Origin of the sequence: Agromyces sp. NDB4Y10, assembly GCF_001620055.1 — a bacterium.
Taxonomy (GTDB): domain Bacteria; phylum Actinomycetota; class Actinomycetes; order Actinomycetales; family Microbacteriaceae; genus Agromyces; species Agromyces indicus.
Map to the genome: position 1 here is coordinate 1 of NZ_LQGY01000014.1, position 18839 is coordinate 18839.

Below are 18839 nucleotides of genomic sequence, written 5' to 3' on the forward strand. Positions count from 1 at the left end.
CCGCCCGCCTCCGCCGCGCTGGCGCTCCGCCGAGTGCGCGGCTGCGCGACGCGTGCGCGGGTAGGGCGGCGCGCGGTGGTCGCGGAACCGCGCGCTCGCGGCATCCGTGCGGCGCCGGCCGCCGTCAGCGGGGCACGTGCGCGTCGAGGAAGTCCGCGATCGTGCCGGCCATGTCCTCGGGCTGCCAGGAGTGCTGCACGGCGTGGATCGACCGGCGCTCCGCGTTCGGGAGGGCGGTGGCGAGCGCCTCGGCGGCGGGGGTCATCTCGTCGAGGGTCTCCTCGCCGACGAGCACGAGCGTCGGCGCCTCGATCGCTCCGAACAGCTCGGCGTGCGGCGCGGACTGCGTCCAGGCGAGGGACTCGGCATCCGCTTCGAGGCTGGGGCCGATGCGCACCATGAGCGGCCACGACGGGCTGGTCTTGGCCTGCTCGAGCCACTCGGTGGGCATGTCCTTCATGAAGTACTCGACGACGGCGTCGGGGTCGTCGCCCGCGACGCGCTCACGGATGCCGGCGAGGAACTCGGCCCCGTCTGGCCCCTGCTCGGCGCCCATCGGCACCTCGAACACGACCATCGCGGTGACGGGCAGACCGGATGCCGCGGCCGCGAGCGCGATCGCCCCACCGGACGAGTTGCCGAAGAGGGCGACGCCCTCGCCGAGTTCGTGGGTGCGGTCCAGCTCGGAGACGATGGCGCGGAGGTCGGCGAGGTTGTGGTGCAGGTCCATGGCGGCGTCGTGCGCGCTCTCGCCGCGGCCGCGCCGGTCGTAGTTGATGACCGTGTACTCGCGTTCGGCGAGCAGCGTCGCCATCCGCTTGGTCGCCGGGTCGAACGCGCGGAACTGGAACGCGCCGCCGACGAGGACGACCGGGGGCCCGCTGCCCTCTCGGTCGTAGGCGATCGCGGCGCCGTCGTGCGAGATGGCGGTGTGGCCGTGGGACATGGGGCCTCCTTCGCAGGCTCGGGTCTGCGGGAATCGGGCTCGTCGTCAGGCTAGCCGCGGTCGCCGCCGCGCGATAGGGGTCGCACGGACTGCCCGACGGTCGAGGAGCGCGACACCTCAGCCGACCTTGGTCAGCGCGGTGATCGACATCGTCGACGACTGGCCGTTCTGGCAGGTCTGGTAGAGCAGGTCGTAGCCGCGCGGGAGGTCGTTGCTCGTCGCGGTGTTCTGGTTCAGCATCTTCACGATGCCCTCGACCCGGTAGAGGCCCTCGTGCAGGCCCTTCAAGCGGATGACGGTGCCGGGCTCGTCGGGGAAGTCCTTGCCGCCGCACGACCAGTGCTCGGCGATGGTCGGCACGTCGTCGTAGCGCGCGGTGAGGTCGACGGAGCCCTTGCACGCGTCGAGCTCGGGGTACCAGCCCGCCGCCCACACGTGGTTGACGTAGCGTTCGCGTTCGATGCGCGCCTGCTCCTGGTGCCACGCGGCGACGGCGGCCGCGAGGGCGTCGACGGGCTCGCCGAGTGCGGCGACGGCCTCTTCGAGCCGGGCGAGGTCGTCGAACTCGATGGCCTCGAGCGCGTCGGCCGCGTCGCGCTGCGGCGCGCCGAAGGTGAGGAGCGAGTCGTCGACGCCGTTCGCCTGGTCGAGCAGCGACTCGGCCGACTCGATCTCGGCGCGCGCGGCGACGTCGCGCGACTGCGTCTCGTCGAGCGCGGCCGCGAGGGTCTCACGCGTCGACTGGTCGGTCAGCATCGCGCTCAGCTCGAGGCGTTCGGTCGCAGCCTCCTGCTCGGCGTGCAGGGCGTCGTAGCGGTCGCGCGCGTCGGCGACGGTCGCGGCGGCCGAGGTCGCGGCGGCGTCGAGGCGAGTGGATGCCGCGGCCGTGGCGGCCTGCGCCCCGATGCCGAGTCCGCCGACGAGCACGACGACGGCCGCGCCGGCGGTGAGCAGGCGGGCGCGGCGGGTCCGAGGCGGTGTGAGGGGCATCCCCTCCAGTCTCACCTGTCGGTCGCGAGAACGGTAGGGCGGGGCCGACCCGTGAACTGGGGGAGGTCGCGCGGGTCGGCGGCGCGACGCGCCGTGGCATCCGTCGCCGGAATGTCGGTGGGTGGTGGAAGCATGGCTCACACAACACCACATGTTGGGGTCGTCGGGGCGAGGGGGCCCAGATGTCGGGGCCGCACGACACGCCGACGACACGCCCGACATCCCTCCACAGGTCGAATCCGCTCGAACGAGCAGGGCTGTGGAGAACGTGTCGGGCAACCGCGGAAATCCGCCGGTCAGGGGCACGGCGAGCTGTGCACAGGCTGGGGAGAACGCGGTGGAAAACTACACGAATGTAACTACTGCATCTTGTGGTCGTGCATTTACTCAGGCACTAGATGTAGTATCGAAGACACCAAAGCACCACCGGGGGAAACGGCTCGTCGGAGCCAGAGAAGAGGGGTCACAGAGATGACGGTCACGGTCTACACCAAGCCTTCCTGCGTCCAGTGCAATGCCACGTACCGCGCCCTCGACAGCAAGGGCATCGAGTACGAGGTGCTCGACCTCTCGCAGGACGAGACCGCGCTCGCCGCGGTCAAGGAGCTCGGCTACCTGCAGGCCCCGGTCGTCATCACCGACGAGGACCACTGGTCGGGCTTCCGCCCCGACAAGATCGACGAGCTGGCGAGCCGGCTCGCGTAACGCTCCCCTGGGTCTCGGTACGCCTGGTCTCGATACGCGCGCTTCGCGTGCTACTCGACCAACGGACTCGACCACCGGTCTGCACAGGGGGTGTGTGACATGACGAACCTGATCTACTTCTCGAGCGTCTCGGGCAACACCGCCCGATTCATCGAGAAGCTCGGGCGACCTGCGGCGCGCATCCCGCTCCACGCGAGCGATGCGCCGCTCGTCGCCGACGAGCCGTTCGTGCTCGTCGTGCCGACCTACGGCGGAGGCGACGGCAAGGGCGCCGTGCCGAAGCAGGTCATCAGGTTCCTGAACGACCCGCGCAATCGCGCGCTCATCCGCGGCGTCATCGCCGCCGGAAACACCAACTTCGGTGCGGCCTACGGCCTCGCCGGCGACATCATCGCCGCGAAGTGCCACGTGCCCCACCTGTATCGCTTCGAAGTATTCGGAACACCCGACGACGTTCGCGCCGTCGACGAGGGATTGGACGCATTTTGGTCAACGCAGCAGCATCCGGCAACGACAGTGGCGTGAGCGTCATCGACGCACCGCGGACCAGCAACGCGGGGATGGACTACCACGCCCTGAACGCGATGCTGAACCTGTACGGCCCCGACGGGAAGATCCAGTTCGAGAAGGACCGGGAGGCGGCGCGGGAGTACTTCCTCCAGCACGTCAACCAGAACACGGTCTTCTTCCACTCCCTCAAGGAGCGCCTCGACTACCTCGTCGAGAAGGAGTACTACGAGCCCGAGGTGCTCGAGATGTACTCGTTCGAGTTCATCCAGAAGCTCAACGACCTGGCGTACTCGAAGAAGTTCCGCTTCGAGACCTTCCTCGGCGCGTTCAAGTACTACACGAGCTACACGCTGAAGACGTTCGACGGCAAGCGGTACCTCGAGCGCTTCGAGGACCGGGTCGTGATGACCGCGCTCGGCCTCGCGCAGGGTGACGAGCAGCTCGCGATCGAGCTGGTCGAGGAGATCATCTCGGGCCGGTTCCAGCCGGCGACGCCGACGTTCCTCAACACGGGCAAGGCGCAGCGCGGCGAGCTCGTCTCCTGCTTCCTGCTCCGCATCGAAGACAACATGGAGTCGATCGCGCGCGGCATCAACTCGTCGCTGCAGCTGTCGAAGCGCGGCGGCGGCGTGGCGCTGCTGCTGTCGAACATCCGCGAGGCGGGCGCCCCGATCAAGCAGATCGAGAACCAGTCGAGCGGCATCATCCCCGTCATGAAGCTGCTGGAGGACTCCTTCAGCTACGCCAACCAGCTCGGCGCGCGCCAGGGCGCCGGCGCGGTGTACCTGTCGGCGCACCACCCCGACATCATGCGGTTCCTCGACACCAAGCGCGAGAACGCCGACGAGAAGATCCGCATCAAGACGCTGTCGCTCGGCGTCGTGATCCCCGACATCACGTTCGAGCTCGCGAAGAACAACGAGGACATGTACCTGTTCTCGCCGTACGACGTCGAGCGCGTGTACGGCAAGCCGTTCGCCGACGTGCCGCTGAGCGAGAACTACCGCGCGATGGTCGACGACCCGCGCATCAAGAAGACGAAGATCAACGCGCGCGAGTTCTTCCAGACGATCGCCGAGATCCAGTTCGAGTCGGGCTACCCGTACATCGTGTTCGAGGACACGGTGAACAAGGCCAACCCGATCAAGGGCCGGATCAACATGTCGAACCTGTGCTCGGAGATCCTGCAGGTCAACACCCCGACGACGTACAACGAAGACCTGTCGTACGCGCAGATCGGCAAGGACATCTCCTGCAACCTGGGTTCGATGAACATCGCCCTGGCGATGGACTCGCCGGACTTCGGCAAGACGGTGGAGACCGCCATCCGTGGCCTCACCGCGGTGTCGAACATGTCGCACATCTCGTCGGTGCGTTCGGTGGAGGACGGCAACGACAAGTCGCACGCCATCGGCCTCGGCCAGATGAACCTGCACGGCTACCTCGCCCGCGAGCGCATCTTCTACGGTTCGGAGGAGGGCATCGACTTCACGAACATCTACTTCTACACGGTGCTGTTCCACGCGCTGCGGGCGTCGAACCGGATCGCGATCGAGCGCGGCGAGACCTTCGAGGGCTTCCGCGACTCGAAGTACGCGTCGGGCGAGTTCTTCGACAAGTACACGGATGCCGCGTGGGTGCCGTCGACCCCGAAGGTGGCGCAGCTGTTCGCCGACGCCGGCGTGCACATCCCCACCCAGCACGACTGGCAGGAGCTGAAGACCTCCATCCAGGAGCACGGCATCTACAACCAGAACCTGCAGGCGGTGCCGCCGACCGGCTCGATCTCGTACATCAACAACTCGACGTCGTCGATCCACCCGATCGCGGCGAAGATCGAGATCCGCAAGGAAGGCAAGCTCGGCCGCGTCTACTACCCGGCGCCGTTCATGACGAACGACAACCTCGAGTACTACGAGGACGCGTACGAGATCGGCTACGAGAAGGTCATCGACACGTACGCCGCGGCGACGCAGCACGTCGACCAGGGCCTGTCGCTCACGCTGTTCTTCAAGGACACCGCGACGACCCGCGACATCAACAAGGCCCAGATCTACGCGTGGAAGAAGGGCATCAAGACGATCTACTACATCCGGCTGCGCCAGCTCGCGCTGGAGGGCACGGACATGTCGGAATGCGTTTCGTGCATGCTATGAGCATTTCTCACGTTTCGGTGGTCGAGTAGCACCGGCGAAGCCGGCGCGTATCGAGACCCGGTGGTCGAGTAGGAGGCGAAGCCACCGTACCGAGACCCCCACCCAAGACATTCACATCGCGACATCCGTTCAAGAAGGAACTGACATGACCCTCACCGACCCGGTCAACGCGGCCACGAACGACCCCGCCCACGGTGGCAAGGTCAAGCTCGTCGACCACGTCAACGCGATCAACTGGAACCGCATCCAGGACGACAAGGACCTCGAGGTCTGGAACCGTCTGGTCGGCAACTTCTGGCTGCCCGAGAAGGTGCCGCTGTCGAACGACATCCAGTCGTGGAACACGCTGACGCCCGACGAGCAGCAGACGACGATGCGCGTGTTCACGGGTCTGACGCTGCTCGACACGATCCAGGGCACGGTCGGCGCGGTCTCGCTCATCCCCGATGCGCTGACCCCGCACGAGGAGGCGGTGTACACGAACATCGCGTTCATGGAGTCGGTGCACGCGAAGAGTTACTCGTCGATCTTCTCGACGCTGTGCTCGACGAAGGACATCGACGACGCGTTCCGGTGGTCGGTCGAGAACGAGCACCTGCAGAAGAAGGCTGCGATCGTCATGGAGTACTACCGTGGCGACGAGCCCCTGAAGCGCAAGGTGGCGTCGACGCTGCTCGAGAGCTTCCTCTTCTACTCGGGCTTCTACCTGCCGATGCACTGGTCGTCGCGCGCGAAGCTCACCAACACGGCCGACCTGATCCGCCTCATCATCCGGGACGAAGCGGTGCACGGCTACTACATCGGCTACAAGTTCCAGCGCGGACTCGAACTCGTCGACCAGGCCACGCGCGACGAGATCAAGGACTACACGTTCTCGCTGCTCTACGAGCTCTACGACAACGAGACGCAGTACACGCAGAGCCTCTATGACAGCCTCGGCCTCACCGAGGACGTCAAGAAGTTTCTCCACTACAACGCCAACAAGGCGCTCATGAACCTCGGCTACGAGCCGATGTTCCCGAAGTCGGTCACCGACGTGAACCCCGCGATCCTCGCGGCCCTCTCGCCGAACGCCGACGAGAACCACGACTTCTTCTCGGGGTCGGGTTCGTCGTACGTGATCGGCAAGGCCGTCGTCACGGAGGACGAGGACTGGGACTTCTGAGCGAGCACGGATCGAACTGGGAAAAAGAGTCGCGTGCGCGCGGCTTGGTGGATGTGCCCGGGGGGACCCTCCCGATCGCCATCGAGCAGTATCATGCGGAGGCCAACCTCCAAATGGAGTCAGTTTCCTCACGCCTTGAATCGATGAATACTCGGGCCGGACTGCTCATCGCGGCCGCCTCGATTTCGACCGCGCTGTCTGCGGTGGCACCCGAAGATGGTTGGACTAAGGCGGCGACGATGCTCGCGCTGGCTGCAGCCGTCGTTGGAATTGTCTGCATCTGGCCGCGTCGGAGAGACCAGGTCGACCTCCGAGCCGCACGAGCAGCGCTGCTTGCGAAGCGGCGAACGTCGAAGCAGGTTAGGAAGTTGGCGGATCTCAAACTCCTGCATGTCGAAGCCGGAGTGCGCGAACTCGAAAGGCGCGGATGGCTACTGCGTCTTGGTTTCCTCGCGGTTGTTATCGCGATGGCGTTGAGTGCCCTCGCGATCTTTCATGTAGAAGTACGGATTGGATCAGTATGAGCGAAAAAAAGAAACCGACGGAGAAGAAGCCTAAGCCTCAGAAAGTCCCGCCCATCAAACCGCTCAAGAATGGGTCAAAGGCGCAGTTCGGAGAGAACGGTGGGCAATCGATGAACGCACGAGGCGAGACGATGCGCGGATAGCGGCCGGGCGCCTGTCTGGCGCTCTCTCGGGGTCCGGTGTTAATGCTGTGGGTGGCTCATCGAGTCTGAGCGGTGGTGGAGGTGCTGGTCACGGCGGTTCGGCGTGGCACACGGGTAACTACCTGCGCTCGAACACCATCGTCGCCTGGATGCATCTTCGCCGACCACGCCGACCGTTGTACGTGCTGTTCTCCTCGGAGATCGGCCACACAGTAAGGTCGTAGCGACGATCGTCAGGGGGAAGTCGCGCATGTCAATGAGGTTCTTCATCTCTCACGCCGGGCCCGACAAGCCCTTGGCGATCGAGCTCAAAGCCCTTCTGGAGGGTGATGCCTGGGTAGATCTGTTCGAGATCGACCTTGGTGACGTCCTGTGGCATGAGATCAGCGACGGCATCGAAGCTGCGACTGATTTCGTCCTTCTTTGGTCGGCAGCGTCAGCACGATCCAAATGGGTGCAGTACGAGACGACACTCGCCTTCACGCGATGGCTCGAAGACAGCGCAATCGCTCTGCGCATAATCTGCCTCGACGACACTCCGGTCCCGTTACGCCTTCGGCCATTTCTTCAGGCTCGCGATGCCAAGACTCCTGATCTCATCGCGCAAGCACTTAGACGGAACGACCCAGCGCCTGCCCCGCGCAGGCGGTTCTTCAACCGCAATGACGAGATCGGCGCTATCGAGGAACACCTGTACGACTCTTCCACCGCGGCGTTGTGGATTTGCGGAGTGCCGGGAAGTGGTAAGCGCTCGCTAGCACGCGAGGCGCTACAGCGGATCACTACGGGACAAGGCACCGTGGCGAAGATTCGAGTGACCGACGGCGTTGCGGAGCCCGAGCTTGACCTGCTTGTGGCATCCGCCCTTCAGAAGTCTCCCTCAGACGAGTCGTCGACTTTGGCTGAGCTCACCGCCCATACCCGCATGATGGTTCAAGAATTTGTTGGTGCTGGCGGAGTGCTTGTTTTCGAGGATGCTGAGCATTGGCTCGCGGAAGACGGGACTCTCGGCCGCCTGGCGGAACAAGTAATCACCGCAGCGAGCGAGCCGGACCGGAATACCGATCGACTGGTCATCTTTACCTCACGTCGGCGACCAAGGGTTGCTGAATCGCAGTCGGAAGCGGTGCAGGTCATATACCTTCATGGTCTCCAACCGAAGCATGCGTTACCGCTCCTCCGTTCGCAGGGCGCTGAGGGTTCGGACGAGCAGCTGATGTCGGTCACGTTGGAGCTAGACGGGCATCCTCTCGCGCTTGAGGTTGTCGCTCCGCAGCTTCCGCTGAACGCAGCAGCTCTCAACGATAGGCGCCACGACATCGCCACCGACCTAATCGACCCTGGACGTATTGCCGGCTCTACGTGGCGGATGCTTGAGGTACTCTCGCTGGTTGACGGCCCATTGAACGGTGAGGACCTGGCTAATAGCCTGGCGCTGAGCGCGGAAGGCTTTTCGTCTGCCGTTGATGAGGCGACCAGCTATGCGCTGGTACGTCTTGGAGACTCCGGCGCACTAACGCTTCATCCACTGCTGCGCGACTACTACCTGCGATCCTTCCGGAAGCAACCTGACTATGAATCGCAGACGACCGTGCTAGCGGACTTGCTTCTGGCGCGTCTACAGGGCATCGATCCCGACGATGAGACGTATACGATGTCCCTGCTTTCGACTGTGAAGGTTCTCGGACTCTCGGGACGACTCAACGAAGCTCGAGAACTCCGACAAGGGCTAATCGGCACTCTCTATCAAACAGGCGTCGAGTTGTTCCACGAGCGGCGATATGAGGCTGCGCTCGAGCACCTTGAGGCCGCGCTAACCGGCGATACCGATGTCGACCTCCCTGCTAATCGCGTTCGGATGAAGACTCTGGCGTATCTCAAGCGGATGCCGGAGGCACGCGCGCTCGGTGATGATCTGGTCCGCGAACATGCCCGTGACGCCGGTGTCCTGCGAGACCGTGGACGAGTCGAGCAGATTGACCGTAAGTGGTCCGAGGCGATCATGTGGTACGAGCGAGCGATCCCATTCAGGAGTAACAAGGCTCAATTGTACGCGGACATCGCTCAAGCCCGCGTGCGAATGGAGGACTGGCCGGCGGCTGCGGCGGCGGCGAAGACGGCGATCGACATGGGAGGGGATACTCCATACGCGCTCTCGACATACTCGCAGGCGCTCGAGGCGCAGAACATGCTCGTCGATGCGAGAAAGGTGATGGCGCAAGCAGTCGCCCGCGAACCAAAGAACCCCAGGTATCGATACAGACTTGGCCGTATCGCGCTGCAACTCGATGACAGGCCTAGCGCGATGCGCGAGTTCGCAAGAACTATCGAACTCGATCCACAGTTCGTAGAGGCGCCGCTTTCCCTTGCCAGCGTACAGATAGATGAAGGATTGATCACAGAGGCGAAGGAGACTCTGGCACGTATCAATGGTTCTCACGCAGCACCGTCTGCCGTATTGCACAATGTTAAGGCGAAGCTGGCTCTGGTGGAAGGCGACCTCGCGAGCGCACAATCTGCGTCAGATTCGGCGCTGAAGGATCGCCGAGATGCTCACAATCTCACGTTGGCGATACGCGTTGCCATTGCTCGAGCGGAGGCGAAAGAGCTATCCGTCGGGCAAGCATCCGCTCAGGTGAAGCTCTTGGCGAAGGAACTGGAGATGCAAGGACATCTGGCGGCAGTTCTAGAGATATCGCAGCGGTTCCCGAAGTATTTCGATTGACCGGTTCATCGCCGCGTCCTGGCGGCTCCTCTGCCCCCTTTAGCGAACAGCCGTATAGGGATCGTCAGCGGGCTACGGTGCGAATGACCGCATGGAAGCCGAGGATGCCGTCTCCGGTGAACCGATGGCGGCAGCCGAGTAGTGCCGGATGTAGTCAGGCTTCAGCTTCCGGGCGTATCGGCGGTACTAGCGATCCGTCCACGGAGGATCTCGACAATGTTGTCGCGGTAACGCGGCTTCACCCGGTGGCGGGTGCCCGCCTGCATCTCCGTGACGAGCTTCTCGATCGACTCCGCATGACGAAAGCTGCCGCCGGCGGCGAAGTACGCGTGCAGCCAGACATCTACGTCGACCGGATAGCCCTCGACAGCGAATGCACGGACGAGTTGCACCACCGCGTCCTTGCCTCGACCAGAGCTCAGGCCGTTGTATTCCTCGTCCTGAATCATATTGGCGGCTACGAGGAGTAGCGGATCGCTCCGACATCCGGACGGATCTGGCTAACACCTCGGTTCGCTCCGGCCGCGCTTGTGCGGCCGAGAGATGGTTTGGGGGTGGACCTTCGTAACGCTCGCACAGGTGCCGGTGGGCACGAGCGGGGCCGGAGACACGTTGATGGCCTCCCTGATCCACTTCGTCTCGAAGCGAGGCAGCGGCGAACTGGGCGCGCCCACAGCGGAGCTCGCCGAAACAGCTACCAGGCAGGCGGTGGGCGATCACTCTCTCACGCGCTGGCGCGGGACGCCCCCTTGGTGCATGAGCTGCCCGCCTGGTGTTCAGCGAGTGACACGAGACCTCATCAGTCGATTAGGGCGGACTCTCGGGGTGGGTTGCGCATGAACTCGAGGCGGATGACGGTGTCGTCCTCGACGAAGGCGGGGTTGTAGCGGTCGTTGAAGCGCGGGAACAGCTTCGGCCCGCGCACGGCCGTCCACCCGGTATCCGTCGCGATCTGGTGCAGGCGGTCGACCTCGGCGCGCGAGTCGACGGGGAACGCGAGGTGCTGCCATCCGACCTTGCCATGCCGGTGCGGGCCGGTGCCCGGCTCGCGGGCGGGGAAGAGGATCAGCTCGTCCTCGCCGAGGGACCACGCCACGCTGTTGTCGGCGTCCTGCCGGGTGCAGCCGAGCGCCTGCATCACCGGGTCGAACTGGGCGATCGAGCGGGGCAGGTCGTCGACGGTGATGCCGATGTGTTCGAAGAGGTCACCGAGACATCCGCTGCACGGGGGTGCGGCTGGCGCGGGCACGGGTCTGGCCGTCGGCGCCGCCCCTTCATGGGTGGGTAGCCCGCGCGTATTGGGGGGTTGGCCGCCGTGAGCCGGATGGCGCGTGCGCTTTAGGCTCCAGCCGGACCCGACGTACGCGCATCCCTTCTCGACGAATGGAACACCTCCATGCAGACTCGGCAGCGGCCCGGCAGCACTCGTTCGATCGCGATCTTCATCGCGTTGGCCTTCCTCGCCGTCGCGATCATCTGTGCTCCTGCGCTGCTGGGTGCGGACGCGGACTACCTGGTGGTGCTGACGCCGTTCGCCCAGTGGATCCCGGCGCTTGCCGTGCTGCCAGCCCTACGGTGGGCCGGCCGCCGCGACCGACTGCGGACAGCGTGGCGTCTGTCTCCGTTCGGCGGCGCGACCACCTGGATGGTGCTGGGCCTCGTCACCCTCGCCGTCGTCTCCGTCGCGGCGGTGCAGGTCCTGCTCGGGGTCAGCACTGGTCTCGTGAGCTGGACGCCGGCACCGGAACTCGCCGCGACCGCGCTGTGGGTACTCCCGGTGGCGCTGCTCGCGCTGCTTTCGGCGACGGGAGAGGAGGTGGGGTGGCGCGGATACCTCTGGACGGAGCTCCGCGACCGCCGCGGATTCTGGGTCACCGCGCTCGCCGTCGGGATAATCTGGTCGGCGTGGCACCTGCCACTCCTCGCCGCATACGGGATGCAGGGAGACCTCCCTTGGCGGAACGTGGCCGCGACGACGATCGACCTGGTGGCGGCCTCACTGGTGCTCGGCGCCGCACGCGAGATCTCCGGCAGCGTGTGGCCCGCGGCGTGGGGGCACGCACTCCTGAACTCGGCGCTGGTCTTCGCGTCGACCAGCTTCGTCACGCCTGACCGAGCCCTCGCCGATGCCGACTTCTGGGGATACCGCGCGGTCGGCTGGGCGGCGTGGGTGCTGGCGGCGTTCGCGCTCGTCGCCGTCCACCGTCACCGCGCGACGCGCACGACGTCTGCCGGTTCACCGGCCAGTCCGGAGGCGGTCCGGAATGGTGAGCCGCCGTCGCGTGCCGGCGCGCCGAGCTGACTGGGGCCTTCGCGGCGTAGGTTGAGGAGGTCGGCGGGTCCAACACGAAGGACCCCGCGGCGAGGGAGGTCGGTGACCGTGCCGAAGATCTTCACGATCGGGTTCACGAAGAAATCCGCCGCGCAGTTCTTCGGCCTGCTCCGTGGCAGTGGCGCGACGACGCTCGTCGACACCCGCCTGAACAACGTCTCGCAACTCGCCGGCTTCACGAAGCGCGACGACCTGCAGTTCTTCGCGAGGGAATTGTGCGGCATGTCCTACCGCCACGAACTCCGCTTGGCGCCGAGCGACGAGCTGTTGGCCGCGTACAAGAAGCGCAGCATGCCCTGGGAGACGTACGCCGCCGCGTACCTCGACCTCATCCGCGGGCGTCACGTCGAAGCATCGCTCCGCCCCGAGGATTTCGAGAACGCCGTCCTGCTCTGCTCCGAACCGACCGCGGAACACTGCCACCGCAGACTGGCTGCCGAGTACCTTGCGGCCGCCTGGGGCGACCTCGAGGTCGTGCACCTCTGATCATCCCGCGGCGAGCGGCTACTGCCGCGGCGGGTTGTGCATGAACTCCACGCGGATGCCGTTGTCGTCCTCGACGAAGGACGCGTAGTAGCGGTCGTTGAACCGCGGGAACAGCTTCGGTCCGCTCACGGCCGACCACCCGGCATCCGTCGCGATCTGGTGGAGGCGGTCGACCTCGGCGCGGGAGTCGACGGGAAAGGCGAGGTGCTGCCATCCGACCTGCCCGTGGCGGTGCGGGCCGGTGCCCGGCTCGCGAGCGGGGAAGAGGATCAGCTCGTCCTCGCCGAGGGACCAGGCGACGCTGTTGTCGGCGTCCTGCCGGGTGCAGCCGAGCGCCTGCATCACCGGGTCGAACTGGGCGGTGGAACGGGGGAGGTCGTCAACGGTGATGCCGATGTGGTCGAAGAGGCGCACCGGGACATCCTATGGACGGGGGTGCCGTCGGCGCGGGCAGGCGCCTAGCTTGGACGCATGACGATCTCCGAAGCCGACCTCGTCCACCTGCGCCGGGCGGTCGAGCTCGCGCGTGACGCGCTCGATGCCGGCGACGGTCCGTTCGGGTCGGTGCTCGTCGACGCGTCCGGCACGGTGCGGTTCGAGGACCGCAACCGCGAGGTGACGACGGGGGATGCCACGCGGCATCCGGAGTTCGAGATCGCCCGGTGGGCGGCGGCGAACCTGACCGCCGACGAGCGGGCGGCGGCGACGGTGTACACGTCGGGGGAGCACTGCCCGATGTGCTCGGCGGCGCACGCGTGGGTCGGGCTCGGGCGCATCGTGTACGTCGCGTCGGCGGAGCAGATCAGCGGATGGCGCGCAGACGCCGGCGCCGTGGCATCCGCTGTCGCCGTGTTGCCGATCACGAGCGTGGCGCCGGGGCTGCCGTGGGAAGGGCCGGTAGACGAGCTGGTTCCCGACGTGCGGCGGCTCATCGAGCGCGCCGCCGGGGCCCGATAGCCGCGGCTGCAGAATGATGACCGGCGTCTCCCGCGCCGCCGGACCGGATTCGACTCGATCGGACCGCGATAGTCGGGTGAGCATCGGAACCGATCAGCAGGCTGGATGTCGGAAGGGGGTTCCGTGATCGCAGCACTGAACCGGCTCGTGGAGTTCGTCGAGCAGCACCTCGCCGACGAGATCGACCTCGCCGGACTGGCGAGCGACCTCGGCACGACGGAGTACCACCTGCGGCGGATGTTCTCGTCGCTGGCGGGTATGCCGCTGTCGGAGTACATCCGGCGCCGGCGCATGACCGTCGCCGCCGCCGACGTGCTCGCGGGTCGCGACCTGCTGAGTACCGCGGTGCGGTTCGGGTACGGCTCGACCGAGGCGTTCACTCGTGCGTTCCGAGCGGTGCACGGTGTCGGGCCGAGCGACGTCCGGCGAGACGGCGGCCCCCTTCGCATGCAACCGCAGCTCAGGTTCCGCCTGACCGTTGAAGGGAACACCGCGATGGACACTCGCATCACCGATCGACCCGCCTTCCTGCTCGTCGGCCACGCCTGGCGTGTGCCGCTCATCCACCAAGGGCCGAACCCGCACATCCAGTCGCACCTCGCCTCCATGCCGCCCGAGGAGCACCAGCGACTGAAGGCGTTGGGCGACACCGAACCGGCAGGACTGCTGCAGGTGAGCGCCGACGTCGACCCCGACTACGCCGAGGGCAGTGAGCTGACCTACCTGCACGGGGTCGCGGTCGCGTCGGATGCCGCGGTGCCGGAGGATCTCGACGTGATCGAGGTGCCGGATGGCGCGTGGGCGGTGTTCCGGTCGTCGGGGGCGTACCCGGACGAGCTGCAGGCGACGTGGGCGGCGACCGCCGCGGACTGGTTCCCCTCGAACCCGTGGCGGCTGCGGCCGGGGCCGTCGATCGTGGCCGTGCTCGAGCGCGCGGAGGACCTCAGCACGGCGACGACCGAGTTGTGGCTGCCCGTCGAGCGGGGGTGACGACCGCAGCCTAGGCCGCTCCGCTCACGCCTGGCCAGCGGTGATCACCTCGGCCGCGCGCAGCGTCCGGGTGTAGTCCTCCTTCAGCACCGCGAGGTGGAACCACGCCTCGGTGTGGCTCACGCCCGGCAGGGCGCGGATCCGCTCGAGCGCCTCGTACAGCGCACCGGGGGAGGGCTCGACGAGGGTCATCACGAGATCGAAACGCCCCAGGGTGCGGGCTGCGAAGTCGATGCCGCGCCATCCGCGGATCGCCTCGATGACCGCATCGTCATTGCCGGACAGGTTCAGCCCCACGCCGAGGGAGAGCTGCCGCTGCACCAGCCCGCGCGCCTCGACCGCGCTGATCTTGATCACGCCGCCCGAGATGAGCCGCTCGACGCGCGTCGCGACCGCGGACGGCGAGAGCCGCACCGCCTCGCCCAGCGCCCGGAAGCTCGTGCGGCCGTCACGCTGCAGGTGCTCGATGAGCTCCGCGTCGATCCCGTCGATCCTGACGCCGCCGCGGTACTCGGAGACGAAGAACCCCTTGATCACCTTCGAGTAGATCAGGGTGTTGATGTCGACGACGCCGGGCAGCGCGCGGATCTCGGCGAGCAGCGCGTGGAGGGCCGGCATGGTGCCGAGCCGGATCTCGGTGACGAGGTCGTGGACGCCGCCCACCGCGGAGACGAGCACGGTCTCGGTGACGCCGCGGAGGTGCTCGGCGACCGGCTCGGTCGCGCCATCCGTTCGGATGGACACGTGCGCGAGGACGTTCTGGCCGAGGAACGCGGGGTCGACCGCCGCCATGACGCGAACCGTGCCATCCCGCACCATCGCCCGAAGGCGTGACGAGACGGCGGCCCGCGAATAGCCGAGCCGCAGCGCCAGGTCGTGGATGCTCGCGCGGCCGTCGTCCTGCAGCGCGCGAATGAGGTCGGCGTCGAAGTTCACCGCCGTCCGCCCGATTCGCCGAGATTCCTTCGAACGCGCAAGTCCCCTGACATATCACCAGCGTACGCGGGCTGAAAGTCAGCACCAAATGCCGAAATGCATCATCAACCGTGCAGAAATGCAGCGGATGCTGCTCTCCGCTGGAGTTTCGTGGTTGCCGCCCCTTCGGCCTGAGCCATAACCTTCACGCGTCGCCGGCTCTTCGGCGGCGCATCCCCGAACGGCGTCCACGTCTCGCTGGGCCCAGGAGCATCCATCCGCAAAGGAGCGGTCATGACCACATCGCACAGATCGGCCAGGCGTGCCGGGTTCGCGGCATTCGTCGGCACCACCATCGAGTGGTACGACTTCTACGTCTACGCCACCGCGGCGGCGCTCGTCTTCGGCCCCTTGTTCTTCCCGAGCGGCGACCCGCTCGCCGAGACCGCAGCCGCGTTCGCGACGTTCGCCGTCGCCTTCGTCGTGCGGCCGTTCGGTGGCATCCTCTTCGGCCACATCGGCGACAAGCTCGGCCGCCGGCTCTCGCTGGTGCTCACGCTCCTGCTCATGGGCATCGCCACCGTCCTCGTCGGCCTGCTGCCGACGTACGAGACGATCGGCCTCGCCGCACCCATCCTCCTGATCTTCCTCCGCGCCCTGCAGGGCCTCGCGGTCGGCGGCGAGTGGGGCGGCGCGGTGCTCATGAGCGTCGAGCACGCGCCCGAGAAGTCGAAGACCTTCTACGGCGGCTTCACCCAGCTCGGCAACCCGGCGGGTGCCCTGCTCGCGTCGGGCGTGTTCGCGATCATGACCCGTTTCGGCGACGACTTCATCATCAACGGCGGATGGCGCATCCCGTTCCTGCTCTCGATCGTGCTCATCGGCGTGGGCCTCTGGGTCCGCTACCGCGTCGAGGAGACGCCGGTCTTCGAGCAGAAGGTCGGCGGCCGCAAGCAGTCGATGCCGCTCGCGTTCGCGCTGCGGAACAACTGGAAGCCCATCCTGCTCGGCATCGGCCTGCTCCCGATCTCGACCGGCGGCTACTACCTCGCCACCACGTTCGCCACCGCCTACGCGACCGGCGAACCCATCTCGATCAGCGAGCAGGTCATCCTCGACGCGATGACGATCGCTTCGTTCGTCGAGTTCGTGGTGACGCTCCCGATCGCCTGGCTCGGCGACAAGTGGGGCCGCAAGAACATCATGTACATCGGACTCGTCACCTCGGTGTTGACGTTCATCCCGTTCATGCTCGTGCTGCCGGGCCGGATCGAGCCGCTCATCTTCCTGCTCGCCTCGCTCGTGCGCATCGCGATGAGCGCGACGTACGCCCCGATCGCCGCGATCCTCGCCCAGATGTTCCGCCCGCAGGCGCGCTACACCTCCATCGCCCTGTCGTACGGCGTCGGCGCCGCGATCTGGGCCGGCTTCTCGCCGTGGTTCGCCACGATGCTCATCGCCTGGACGGGCAGCATCTGGTCGGTCATCGCCATGTTCGCCGGCATGGCCGTCCTCGCCGGCATCTGCACGAAGCTCGCCCCGCAGCACTCCGACGAGGCTCCGGTCACGGCATCGTTCGAGGCCCGCACCGACACGACGGCGAACCGCACGGCATGAGGAAGCTCACCGCCTTCGACCGGCCGGCCCAGACCGCGCCGCGCATCGTGACCGCCCGCGCCATCCACACCGTCGACCGGGCGTCCACCACGGCGACGGCGATGCTCCTCGACCGCGGCCGCATCCTCGCGATCGGCTCCACGGCCGACTGCGAGGCTGCGGCCGAGGCCGCCGGGCTGGCGCCCGAGCGCACCGACCTCGGCGACGCGGTCGTCGTCCCCGGATTCATCGACCCGCACGCGCATCCGCTGATGTACGGGCAGATGATGACGTGGGTCGACTGCGGGCCGGCGAAGGCGGCGAGCATCCCCGAGATCATCGCGCTGCTGAAGGCCGCGGCGGCCGAGCTGCCCGAGGGGCGGCCGGTGCGCGGCTATGGCTACGAGCACCGCAACCTCGTCGAGCAGCGCCATCCGACCCGCTTCGAACTCGACGAGGTGGCGACCGACCGCGAGGTCTACCTCATGAACGCGTCCGGCCACGGCGGCGTCGTGAACTCGTACACGCTCGAGGTCAACGGCGTCGACCGCGACACCCCGAACCCCGACGGCGGCGAGTTCTTCCGCGACGCCGACGGCGAGCTCACGGGCGAGTTGTCGGATGCCGCGTGCAACATCCTCACCGGGGTGCACGGCGTCAAGGTCGGCCACCACGGGCCGAACTTCCACCTCGCCGACGAGCCCGACGAGCACCTGCGGCAGCTGGATGCCGCGACCCGGCGCTTCCTCGCCGGCGGGGTCACGACGATCGGCGATGCGCAGGTGTCGCGGCGCGAGTTCGACATGTACCTGCGGCTGGCGGAGGCCGGACGGCTCGAGCTGCGGGTCTCGATGTACCTGCTCTCGCACCTGCTCGACGATGCGCTCGACATGGGGCTCGTCGGCCAATTCGGCAACGCCCACCTGAGCTTCGCGGGCATCAAGCTCTACGCCGACGGCACCCTGGGCGGCTGGACCGCGTACTTCCCGGACGGCTACGTCGGCGATCCGTGTCGCACGGGGCAGCTGTACCACGAGCCCGCCGCGTACGCGGAGCTGATCCGCAAGGCGCACGTCGCCGGCCTGCAGACCGCGACGCACGCCCAGTCGCCGACCGCGATCGAGATGGTCGTCTCGGCGATCGAGGCCGCGCTCACGGAGCGGCCCGACGACGATGCGCGGCACCGCATCGAGCACTGCGGGCTGCCGAGCCCAGAGCAGATCGAGCGGATGGCGCAAGCCGGCATCCGCCCGGTGAACCAGCCGCAGCACTACTACAACTGGGGCGAGGGCGTCGAGGACGCCATCGGTACCCCGGGCGAGCGGTTCAACCCGCTCGGGGCGTTCGCCGCGGCGGGCGTGCCGATCACCATCTCGTCGGACGCGCCGGTCGCCGACCCGATCCCGCTCGAGGCGATCCAGACCGCGGTCACCCGGGTCACGCGGCGCGGGCATCAGCTCGGATCCGACGACCTGCGGATCTCGGCGGAGGCGGCGCTGCGCGCGCACACCTACGAGGGGGCGGTCTCGCTCGGCCGCGAGGACGACCTCGGTTCGCTCGAGGTCGGCAAGTACGCGGACTTCGCCGTGCTCGCCGACGATCCGCTCGCCGTCGAACCCGAGCGGATCGCCGGGATCACCGTGCTCGAGACCTGGGTCGGCGGGGAGCCGCGCCACCGCGCGGCCTGACGAAGGGGATG

17 protein-coding genes are annotated in these 18839 nt (G+C 66.9%); 11 read left to right on the forward strand and 6 right to left on the reverse strand.

Going from position 1 to position 18839, the window contains the following annotated elements:
* Positions 1 to 124 precede the first annotated feature (124 nt).
* Both AVP42_RS03010 and AVP42_RS03015 read right to left on the reverse strand, forming a co-directional pair.
* On the reverse strand, positions 125 to 946 hold the full coding sequence (locus AVP42_RS03010; protein ID WP_067945987.1) for an alpha/beta fold hydrolase: 822 nt from the start codon (positions 944 to 946) through the stop codon (positions 125 to 127).
* 117 nt (positions 947 to 1063) lie between these two features.
* Positions 1064 to 1936 carry a hypothetical protein gene (locus AVP42_RS03015; protein WP_067945989.1) on the reverse strand — a complete coding sequence of 291 codons (873 nt, stop codon included), beginning with the start codon at positions 1934 to 1936 and terminating at the stop codon, positions 1064 to 1066.
* Positions 1937 to 2407: 471 nt separating this feature from the next.
* On the opposite strand from AVP42_RS03015, the gene nrdH reads away from it, so the two are divergent.
* The 5 genes from nrdH (at position 2408) to AVP42_RS03040 (ending at position 9864) form a co-directional block, all read left to right on the forward strand.
* The gene (gene nrdH, locus AVP42_RS03020) at positions 2408 to 2641 is read left to right on the forward strand and encodes a glutaredoxin-like protein NrdH (protein WP_067945991.1); all 234 of its coding nucleotides are present in this window, start codon (positions 2408 to 2410) and stop codon (positions 2639 to 2641) included.
* A 99-nt stretch (positions 2642 to 2740) separates the two neighbouring features.
* Positions 2741 to 3166 carry a class Ib ribonucleoside-diphosphate reductase assembly flavoprotein NrdI gene (gene nrdI / locus AVP42_RS03025; RefSeq protein ID WP_067945993.1) on the forward strand — a complete coding sequence of 142 codons (426 nt, stop codon included), beginning with the start codon at positions 2741 to 2743 and terminating at the stop codon, positions 3164 to 3166.
* 35 nt (positions 3167 to 3201) lie between these two features.
* A complete protein-coding gene (nrdE, locus tag AVP42_RS03030) occupies positions 3202 to 5307 on the forward strand; it encodes a class 1b ribonucleoside-diphosphate reductase subunit alpha (RefSeq protein ID WP_067946463.1) in 2106 nt (701 codons plus the stop codon).
* A 145-nt stretch (positions 5308 to 5452) separates the two neighbouring features.
* Positions 5453 to 6472 carry a class 1b ribonucleoside-diphosphate reductase subunit beta gene (gene nrdF / locus AVP42_RS03035; protein WP_067945995.1) on the forward strand — a complete coding sequence of 340 codons (1020 nt, stop codon included), beginning with the start codon at positions 5453 to 5455 and terminating at the stop codon, positions 6470 to 6472.
* A gap of 923 nt (positions 6473 to 7395) precedes the next feature.
* Positions 7396 to 9864 (forward strand): toll/interleukin-1 receptor domain-containing protein, encoded by a 2469-nt coding sequence (locus AVP42_RS03040; protein ID WP_197466940.1) that lies wholly within the window; start codon positions 7396 to 7398, stop codon positions 9862 to 9864.
* A 161-nt stretch (positions 9865 to 10025) separates the two neighbouring features.
* Here AVP42_RS03040 and AVP42_RS03045 read toward each other — a convergent pair whose 3' ends face one another.
* Together AVP42_RS03045 and AVP42_RS03050 are read right to left on the reverse strand one after the other, a co-directional pair.
* Positions 10026 to 10313 (reverse strand): hypothetical protein, encoded by a 288-nt coding sequence (locus tag AVP42_RS03045; RefSeq protein WP_067945998.1) that lies wholly within the window; start codon positions 10311 to 10313, stop codon positions 10026 to 10028.
* A gap of 350 nt (positions 10314 to 10663) precedes the next feature.
* A complete protein-coding gene (locus tag AVP42_RS03050) occupies positions 10664 to 11113 on the reverse strand; it encodes a VOC family protein (RefSeq protein WP_067946000.1) in 450 nt (149 codons plus the stop codon).
* 147 nt (positions 11114 to 11260) lie between these two features.
* Here AVP42_RS03050 and AVP42_RS03055 point away from each other — a divergent pair, with 147 nt between their 5' ends.
* The gene (locus AVP42_RS03055; RefSeq protein ID WP_067946002.1) at positions 11261 to 12166 is read left to right on the forward strand and encodes a CPBP family intramembrane glutamic endopeptidase; all 906 of its coding nucleotides are present in this window, start codon (positions 11261 to 11263) and stop codon (positions 12164 to 12166) included.
* 72 nt (positions 12167 to 12238) lie between these two features.
* Positions 12239 to 12682 carry a DUF488 family protein gene (locus AVP42_RS03060; RefSeq protein WP_197466941.1) on the forward strand — a complete coding sequence of 148 codons (444 nt, stop codon included), beginning with the start codon at positions 12239 to 12241 and terminating at the stop codon, positions 12680 to 12682.
* An 18-nt stretch (positions 12683 to 12700) separates the two neighbouring features.
* On the opposite strand, the gene AVP42_RS03065 is transcribed toward AVP42_RS03060, so the two are convergent.
* Positions 12701 to 13096 (reverse strand): VOC family protein, encoded by a 396-nt coding sequence (locus AVP42_RS03065; RefSeq protein WP_067946004.1) that lies wholly within the window; start codon positions 13094 to 13096, stop codon positions 12701 to 12703.
* 57 nt (positions 13097 to 13153) lie between these two features.
* On the opposite strand from AVP42_RS03065, the gene AVP42_RS03070 reads away from it, so the two are divergent.
* A complete protein-coding gene (locus AVP42_RS03070; protein WP_067946005.1) occupies positions 13154 to 13639 on the forward strand; it encodes a nucleoside deaminase in 486 nt (161 codons plus the stop codon).
* 123 nt (positions 13640 to 13762) lie between these two features.
* Positions 13763 to 14629 (forward strand): AraC family transcriptional regulator, encoded by an 867-nt coding sequence (locus AVP42_RS03075; RefSeq protein ID WP_067946007.1) that lies wholly within the window; start codon positions 13763 to 13765, stop codon positions 14627 to 14629.
* A 24-nt stretch (positions 14630 to 14653) separates the two neighbouring features.
* Here the strand turns inward: AVP42_RS03075 and AVP42_RS03080 are convergent, their stop codons facing one another.
* Positions 14654 to 15565: an Lrp/AsnC family transcriptional regulator gene (locus tag AVP42_RS03080; RefSeq protein ID WP_067946009.1), complete on the reverse strand. Its 912-nt coding sequence runs from the start codon at positions 15563 to 15565 to the stop codon at positions 14654 to 14656.
* Between the two features lie 273 nt (positions 15566 to 15838).
* On the opposite strand from AVP42_RS03080, the gene AVP42_RS03085 reads away from it, so the two are divergent.
* A complete protein-coding gene (locus tag AVP42_RS03085) occupies positions 15839 to 17161 on the forward strand; it encodes an MFS transporter (protein WP_067946011.1) in 1323 nt (440 codons plus the stop codon).
* Complete coding sequence (locus AVP42_RS03090; protein WP_067946013.1) at positions 17158 to 18828, forward strand: amidohydrolase; 1671 nt, start codon at positions 17158 to 17160, stop codon at positions 18826 to 18828. Before AVP42_RS03085 ends, AVP42_RS03090 begins: the two co-directional genes overlap by 4 nt.
* Positions 18829 to 18839 lie beyond the last annotated feature (11 nt).

Coding starts and splice junctions, on each gene's coding strand:
- AVP42_RS03010 (WP_067945987.1), bottom strand. CDS start 946: ATGTCCCACGGCCACACCGCCATCTCGCACGACGGCGCCGCGATCGCC.
- AVP42_RS03015 (WP_067945989.1), bottom strand. CDS start 1,936: ATGCCCCTCACACCGCCTCGGACCCGCCGCGCCCGCCTGCTCACCGCC.
- nrdH (WP_067945991.1), top strand. CDS start 2,408: ATGACGGTCACGGTCTACACCAAGCCTTCCTGCGTCCAGTGCAATGCC.
- nrdI (WP_067945993.1), top strand. CDS start 2,741: ATGACGAACCTGATCTACTTCTCGAGCGTCTCGGGCAACACCGCCCGA.
- nrdE (WP_067946463.1), top strand. CDS start 3,202: ATGGACTACCACGCCCTGAACGCGATGCTGAACCTGTACGGCCCCGAC.
- nrdF (WP_067945995.1), top strand. CDS start 5,453: ATGACCCTCACCGACCCGGTCAACGCGGCCACGAACGACCCCGCCCAC.
- AVP42_RS03040 (WP_197466940.1), top strand. CDS start 7,396: ATGAGGTTCTTCATCTCTCACGCCGGGCCCGACAAGCCCTTGGCGATC.
- AVP42_RS03045 (WP_067945998.1), bottom strand. CDS start 10,313: ATGATTCAGGACGAGGAATACAACGGCCTGAGCTCTGGTCGAGGCAAG.
- AVP42_RS03055 (WP_067946002.1), top strand. CDS start 11,261: ATGCAGACTCGGCAGCGGCCCGGCAGCACTCGTTCGATCGCGATCTTC.
- AVP42_RS03070 (WP_067946005.1), top strand. CDS start 13,154: ATGACGATCTCCGAAGCCGACCTCGTCCACCTGCGCCGGGCGGTCGAG.
- AVP42_RS03085 (WP_067946011.1), top strand. CDS start 15,839: ATGACCACATCGCACAGATCGGCCAGGCGTGCCGGGTTCGCGGCATTC.
- AVP42_RS03090 (WP_067946013.1), top strand. CDS start 17,158: ATGAGGAAGCTCACCGCCTTCGACCGGCCGGCCCAGACCGCGCCGCGC.